This window comes from Vibrio sp. OPT46 (genome assembly GCF_015163535.1).
In the GTDB taxonomy this organism is placed as follows: Bacteria; Pseudomonadota; Gammaproteobacteria; order Enterobacterales; family Vibrionaceae; genus Vibrio; species Vibrio alginolyticus.
Genome location: NZ_JADDYG010000272.1, coordinates 1 through 348, shown reverse-complemented (window position 1 = coordinate 348; position 348 = coordinate 1). Strand labels below are relative to the sequence as shown.

1 protein-coding gene is annotated in these 348 nt (G+C 41.7%); it reads left to right on the top strand.

Going from position 1 to position 348, the window contains the following annotated elements:
* A partial coding sequence (locus tag IQR33_RS32925; protein WP_228013875.1) for a hypothetical protein occupies positions 1 to 225 on the top strand: 225 nt, incomplete at its 5' end.
* Positions 226 to 348: the final 123 nt, after the last annotated feature.

Below are 348 nucleotides of genomic sequence, written 5' to 3'. Positions count from 1 at the left end.
AATTGGAGAAAGATGACAATACAGCGATTTATAGGAGGTGGTGTTATGACTTTAGTTCTTACCGTTCTTATTTTCCTAAGTTGTATTGCGATGCTCGCGATTGGTGTGATGTTTTCACGTAGGCCGATCAAAGGCGGAGGTTGTTGCAAAGCGTCCGATGTTGCGGATGTGGGCGCACGTAAAAGAAAAAATCGCAGTCATTATTCTTCTAGGAACACATATTGACACTCACCTATTGCTCCAACCTCACAACACAAAATAGCATAACTGAGCCCTAACAAATTGTCGGGACTCAGTTTTTCGTTTCTACTAGATAATCAAACTCTGATACTCGCGCCAAAAATGAAG